Consider the following 6,344-nt stretch of genomic DNA (forward strand, 5'->3'; position numbering starts at 1 on the left):
GGCGCTCGAGCGGCGCGGCGGGTGCCTGCTGTGCGTCAACGCGGACGACGAGGCGCGGCGGCGCCTGGGCGCGTGCCGGCACGCGGTCGTGGTCGCCGCGGGGGAGCCGGTCCCGGTGGGCTGACGCGCGTCGTGTGCAGGTCGTGTGACGAGCGTCGCCGGGACGTCCGGCGGCGGAACGAGGCGCCGCGGCGTGACCTACCGTGTGGTGGTGAGCAGCGCCCCCGTGACCCGACCCACCCCGGTGGTCCCGTCGCACCCGCGCCAGGGCCGTGCCGGTGTCGTCGTGCTGTGCCTCGCGGTCGCGGTGGCGAGCGTCGTCGGCGTCTGGGTGCTGTGGAAGGTCTTCGTGACGACGACGTCGGGGCAGGTCGTCGAGCTCGCGGCCCTGCGGGGTGCCGAGTACGGCCAGACGCAGCTGTGGCGGGTGGCGGAGCGGGTGCTCGACGTCGTCTCGGTCGGCTTCATCGCGGCCGTGATCCTCGGGGCCATGGCGATCGCGGTGATCCGTCGCCGCTGGGAGCTGGCCGTGCAGGTCGCGGTCCTGATGATCGGCGCGAACGTCACGACCCGCGTGCTCAAGTTCTACCTCTTCTACCGGCCCGACCTGGGGGTGGCGGAGAGCTACGGCAACACGCTGCCGAGCGGGCACACGACCGCGGCCGCGTCGGTCTCGGTCGCGCTGCTGCTCGTCGTCCCGCCGCGCGTGCGGCCGTGGGCGGCGGTCGCGGGCGCCGGGTACACGACCGTCACGGGCGTCTCGACGCTCATCGGGCAGTGGCACCGCCCGTCGGACGTCGTCGCCGGCGTGCTCGTGGTGCTCGCGTGGGGTGCGGTCGCGTGCGCGATGGTGGCGCTGACCCCGGCACGCGCCGTGACGTCGACGGGCGCGCTGCGCCAGGTCGCTGGCGGGGCCGCCGCGGGGCGCAGGTCGCTGCGCGTGGTCGTGAGCAGCCTGCTCGTGGGCGGTGCGGTCGCGGGCGTCGTGGCCGTCTGGTCGTTGTCGCACACGTGGCGCGACGTCGACGCGGTACCCTCGCGCGCCGACGAGGTCCTGGCCTACGCCGGCGGTGCGACGGGGGCGCTCGCGGCCGCGTGCGTGGCGTTCGCGCTGCTGCTCGTGCTGCGGCAGGCCGCGGCGTCCCGTGTGCCGGAGAGTTGACGGCACGACGTAGAGTCCCCAGCGGTGAGGTGCACGCGGGCCGGAGTGGCTCGCGGACTCGGTAGGAAGGCCTGACGGAATGGGTGCAGGGCGCAAGCTCGTGATCGTGGAGTCGCCGGCGAAGGCGCGCACGATCGCCGGGTACCTCGGCGAGGGGTACGACGTCGAGGCGAGCGTCGGGCACATCCGCGACCTCCCGCAGCCGTCGGAGCTGCCCGCCGACATGAAGAAGGGCCCGTTCGGCAAGTTCGCGGTCGACGTCGACAACGGCTTCGTCCCGTACTACGTGGTCGACCCGGACAAGCGGAAGAAGGTCAGCGAGCTCAAGAAGCTGCTGAAGGACTCCGACGAGCTCTACCTCGCGACCGACGAGGACCGCGAGGGCGAGGCCATCGCGTGGCACCTGCTGCAGGAGCTCAAGCCCAAGGTCCCCGTGAAGCGCATGGTCTTCCACGAGATCACGCGCGAGGCGATCCAGCGCGCCCTCCAGAGCACGCGTGACCTCGACGACCGGCTCGTCGACGCGCAGGAGACCCGCCGCATCCTCGATCGCCTGTACGGCTACGAGGTCAGCCCGGTGCTGTGGCGCAAGGTCCGTCAGGGCCTGTCCGCGGGCCGCGTGCAGTCCGTCGCGACGCGGCTCGTGGTCGAGCGCGAGCGCGAGCGCATGGCGTTCGTCGCCGCCGACTACTGGGACGTGACGGGCATGTTCGCCGTCGAGGACGCGACGCAGCCGGAGTTCTCCGCCCGGCTGACGGGCGTCGGCGGGCGTCGCGTCGCGTCGGGCCGCGACTTCGACGACCGCGGCCGCCTGCGCGGCGGGGACGTCGTGCACCTCGACGAGGCCGCGGCGCACGCGCTCGTCGCCGGCCTGGACGAGGCCGCCTGGTCCGTCGCGAGCCTCGAGACCAAGCCGTACACGCGGCGCCCCGCGGCGCCGTTCACGACGTCGACCCTCCAGCAGGAGGCCTCCCGCAAGCTCCGGATGTCGTCCCGGCAGACGATGCGCACCGCGCAGACGCTGTACGAGAACGGCTACATCACCTACATGCGGACCGACTCGCCCGCGCTGTCGTCGCAGGCGATCGACGCGGCCCGCCGCCAGGCCTCCGAGCTGTACGGGCCGGAGTACGTGCCGGACGCGGCGCGCGTCTACACGTCGAAGGCCAAGGGCGCGCAGGAGGCGCACGAGGCGATCCGCCCCGCGGGCGACCACTTCCGCACGCCGGCCCAGGTCGCGCGTGAGATCACCGGCGACCAGTTCCGCCTGTACGAGCTCATCTGGAAGCGGACCGTCGCCTCCCAGATGGCCGACGCGCGCGGACAGACGGCGTCCGTCCGGATCGCGGCGACCGCGACCCCGACCGCGGGCACGTCCGTCGGGGACGCGCCGGTCGAGACCGTGTTCTCCGCGTCGGGCACCGTCATCACCTTCCGCGGCTTCCTCGCCGCGTACGAGGAGGGGCGCGACGTCTCGCGGTACGAGGACGACGCCGCCGAGGGCGCCTCGGGCGAGAAGGGCGAGTCCCGCCTGCCGACGATGGCCGAGGGCGACCCGCTGACGGGGCGCGACCTCACCGCCGACGGGCACCGCACGTCCCCGCCGCCGCGCTACACCGAGGCGTCGCTGGTCAAGGCGCTGGAGGAGCGGGGGATCGGGCGCCCGTCGACGTACGCGGCGACGATCTCCGTCATCCTCGACCGCGGCTACGTGACGTCCCGCGGCCAGGCGCTCGTGCCGTCGTGGCTCGCCTTCGCCGTGACGCGCCTGCTCGAGGAGAACTTCGACCGGCTCGTCGACTACGACTTCACCGCGTCGATGGAGGAGGACCTCGACCTCATCGCGTCGGGGGAGAAGGAGCGCAGCGACTGGCTCGCGCAGTTCTACTTCGGCGACCCGGCGCTGCCCGGCGAGGGCGAGGGGCTGCGCGACCTGGTCGCGAACCTCGGTGAGATCGACGCGCGCGAGGTCAACTCGATCGAGATCGGCGACGGCCTCACGCTGCGCGTCGGGCGGTACGGCCCGTACCTCGAGGACGCGAACGTGCTGGGCGAGGACGGCAACCCGCGCCGTGCGTCGGTGCCCGACGACCTGGCGCCCGACGAGCTCACCGTCGAGAAGGCGCGCGAGCTCATGGAGACGCAGCCCGAGGGCGACCTGGTGCTCGGCGAGGACCCGTCGACGGGGACCACGATCGTCGCGAAGAACGGCCGGTACGGTCCCTACGTGACCGAGCTGCTGCCCGAGCCGGAGCTCGACCCGTCGCTGTCCGCAGCCGCGCGCAAGAAGGCCCTGGCCGCCGCGCCGAAGCCGCGCACCGCGTCGCTGTTCAAGTCGATGTCGCTCCAGACGGTCACGATCGACGACGCGCTCCAGCTGCTGTCGCTGCCGCGCGTCGTGGGCGTCGACCCCGAGTCGGGCACCGAGATCACCGCGCAGAACGGCCGCTACGGCCCGTACCTCAAGAAGGGCACGGACTCGCGCACGCTCGCCTCGGAGGAGGCGCTGTTCACGACCACGCTCGAGGAGGCGCTCGCGATCTACGCGCAGCCCAAGCGCGGGCGTGGCGCGACCGCCGCGCCGCCGCTGCGCGAGCTCGGCGACGACCCGACGTCGGGCAAGCCGATCGTCGTCAAGGACGGCCGCTTCGGCGCGTACGTCACGGACGGCGAGACGAACCGCACGCTCCCGCGCGACGTCACGCCCGAGTCGATCACGCCCGAGCAGGCCGTCGAGCTGCTCGCCGAGAAGCGCGCGCAGGGCCCCGCGAAGAAGAAGACGCCGGCCCGCCGCACGACGACTCGCACGAAGGCCGCGACCAAGAAGTAGCCGTGCGCGAGGTGGGCGGGTCCCGACCAGGACCCGTCCACCTCGTCGCGCTAGGTTGTCGGCCATGGCTCGCACCGAGGACCCCCGTACCGCACCGTCGATCCGCTGGGGCATCCTCGGCGCCGGCGGCATCGCCGCCGCGTTCGCCGACGCCGTCCGGGAGCACACGCGCGCGCAGCTCGTCGCCGTCGGGTCGCGCAACCGTGACCGCGCCGAGCGGTTCGCGACGGCGCACGGCATCCCGACGACGCACGTCGGCTACCGGCAGCTCGTCGAGGACCCGCAGGTCGACGCGATCTACGTCGCGACCCCGCACTCCGAGCACCGCGAGCACGCGCTCCTCGCGATCCGCGCCGGCAAGCACGTGCTCGTCGAGAAGTCGTTCACGCGCAACGTCGGCGAGGCGCAGGAGGTCTTCGCGGCCGCACGCGAGGCCGGCGTCTTCGTCATGGAGGCGATGTGGACGCGGTTCCTGCCGCACGTCGCCGCGCTGCACCAGGTCATCGACGCGGGTGAGATCGGGGAGATCGTCAACCTGTCCGCGGACCACGGGCAGGCGTTCGCGTTCGACCCGGCGAGCCGGCTGTTCGCGCCCGAGCTCGCGGGCGGCGCGCTGCTGGACCTCGGCGTCTACCCGGTGTCGTTCGCGCACGACTTCCTCGGCGTCCCCGACGCGGTGCACGCGGTCGGCGCGCTGACGGAGACGGGCGTCGACGGTCAGGTCTCGATCGTCCTGTCGTACGGCGAGCGCGCGCAGGCGACGCTCTCGACGACGCTGTGGTCGCGCACGCCGACGGTCGCGCTCATCAGCGGCACCGAGGGCAACATCCAGGTCGCGGGCAGCTTCTACACGCCGACCTCGTTCCGCGTGCAGCGCAACGACGGGCGCGTGTGGTCCTTCGACCAGCCCGGCAGCAAGGGCCTGCAGTTCGAGGCGGCCGAGGTCGCGCGCCGTGTCGCCGCCGGTGAGGTCGAGAGCCCGCGCCTGACGTGGGACGACACGCTCGCCGTCATGTCGACGATGGACGAGGTCCGGCGGCAGGTCGGGGTCACCTACCCCGGCGAGTGAGGGGGCCGTGGGTGGCCGCGACTACCCTGACGGTCGTGACTCCTGCTGCGGGCCTGTTCGTGTCGTTCGAGGGCGGTGACGGTGCCGGCAAGTCGACGCAGGCCCGGCTGCTCGCCGAGCGGCTGCGGGCTCAGGGCCGTGAGGTCGTGCTGACCCGGGAGCCCGGCGGCACGGCGCTCGGCCAGACGCTCCGCGACGCGGTCCTGCACGGCGAGCACGTCGACGCGCGCACCGAGGCCCTGCTGTACGCGACGGACCGCGCGCACCACGTCGCGTCGCTCGTGCGGCCCGCCCTGGAGCGCGGTGCGGTCGTCGTCACGGACCGCTACCTCGACTCGTCGGTCGCCTACCAGGGCACGGGCCGCGACCTCGGCGCCGACGAGGTCGAGAACCTGTCGCTGTGGGCGACGCGCGGCCTGCTGCCCGCGCTGACCGTCCTGCTCGACCTCGACCCCGACGTGGGCCGCGCCCGCCTCACCTCGGCGCCCGACCGGCTGGAGAGCGAGGGTGACGACTTCCACCGCCGCACCCGCCTCGCGTTCCTCGACCGCGCGACGGCCGACCCCGACCGCTGGCTCGTGCTCGACGCGACGCGTCCCGCCGACGCGCTCGCGGCGGTCATCGGCGACCGCGTCGAGGCGCTGCTCGCGGCGGCGGGCGGGTCGTCCGCCGCCGACGACGTCGTGGGCGACGGCGGGTCCCCGGCGGGCGAGGACGTGGCCGCGATCGCCGACGAGAACGCGGTGACGTCGTGAGCGTCTGGGACGACGTCGTCGGTCAGGAGCCCGCCGTCGAGGTGCTGCGCACGGCGGTCAACGACCCGTCGGCCATGACGCACGCGTGGCTGCTGACGGGTCCGCCCGGCTCGGGCCGCTCGAACGCGGCGCGCGCCTTCGCGGCGGCGCTGCAGTGCGTGGACGGCGGCTGCGGCCGCTGCCACGACTGCACGACGACCCTCGGCGGCACGCACCCCGACGTCACGTACGTCGCGACCGAGGGCGTCGTCATCCGGGCCGACACGGTGCGCCCGCTGGTGGAGCTCGCGCAGCGCTCGCCGTCGCAGGGTCGCTGGCGCGTGATCGTCGTCGAGGACGCCGACCGCCTCAACGACACGAGCGGCAACGCGCTGCTCAAGGCCATCGAGGAGCCCGCGGCCCGCACGGTCTGGGTGCTGTGCGCGCCGAGCCCGCAGGACGTGCTCGTGACGATCCGCTCGCGCAGCCGGTCGGTCGCGCTGCGCGTGCCGCCGGTCGACGCGGTCGCCGCGCTGCTCGTGTCGCGCG

Annotated in this window: 5 protein-coding genes; all 5 read left to right on the top strand. The window is 74.0% G+C overall.

What is annotated here, in order from left to right; genetic code table 11:
- Positions 1 to 211 precede the first annotated feature (211 nt).
- Positions 212 to 1,162: a phosphatase PAP2 family protein gene (locus tag HGA02_RS21640; RefSeq protein WP_343035369.1), complete on the top strand. Its 951-nt coding sequence runs from the start codon at positions 212 to 214 to the stop codon at positions 1,160 to 1,162.
- 79 nt (positions 1,163 to 1,241) lie between these two features.
- A complete protein-coding gene (topA, locus tag HGA02_RS08070) occupies positions 1,242 to 3,992 on the top strand; it encodes a type I DNA topoisomerase (RefSeq protein WP_168678590.1) in 2,751 nt (916 codons plus the stop codon).
- Between the two features lie 64 nt (positions 3,993 to 4,056).
- Positions 4,057 to 5,061: a Gfo/Idh/MocA family protein gene (locus HGA02_RS08075; RefSeq protein WP_168678591.1), complete on the top strand. Its 1,005-nt coding sequence runs from the start codon at positions 4,057 to 4,059 to the stop codon at positions 5,059 to 5,061.
- Between the two features lie 35 nt (positions 5,062 to 5,096).
- A complete protein-coding gene (gene tmk, locus HGA02_RS08080) occupies positions 5,097 to 5,816 on the top strand; it encodes a dTMP kinase (protein WP_343035370.1) in 720 nt (239 codons plus the stop codon).
- Positions 5,813 to 6,344: AAA family ATPase (locus tag HGA02_RS08085; RefSeq protein ID WP_168678592.1), on the top strand; the 532-nt coding region annotated here is incomplete at its 3' end. The genes tmk and HGA02_RS08085, both read left to right, overlap by 4 nt.

The organism is Cellulomonas septica, assembly GCF_012396155.1.
Lineage (GTDB): Bacteria > Actinomycetota > Actinomycetes > Actinomycetales > Cellulomonadaceae > Cellulomonas > Cellulomonas septica.

Bases quoted from the DNA above. Each gene is read 5' to 3' on its own strand.
- topA (WP_168678590.1), top strand. From the start codon at position 1,242: ATGGGTGCAGGGCGCAAGCTCGTGATCGTGGAGTCGCCGGCGAAGGCG.
- HGA02_RS08075 (WP_168678591.1), top strand. From the start codon at position 4,057: ATGGCTCGCACCGAGGACCCCCGTACCGCACCGTCGATCCGCTGGGGC.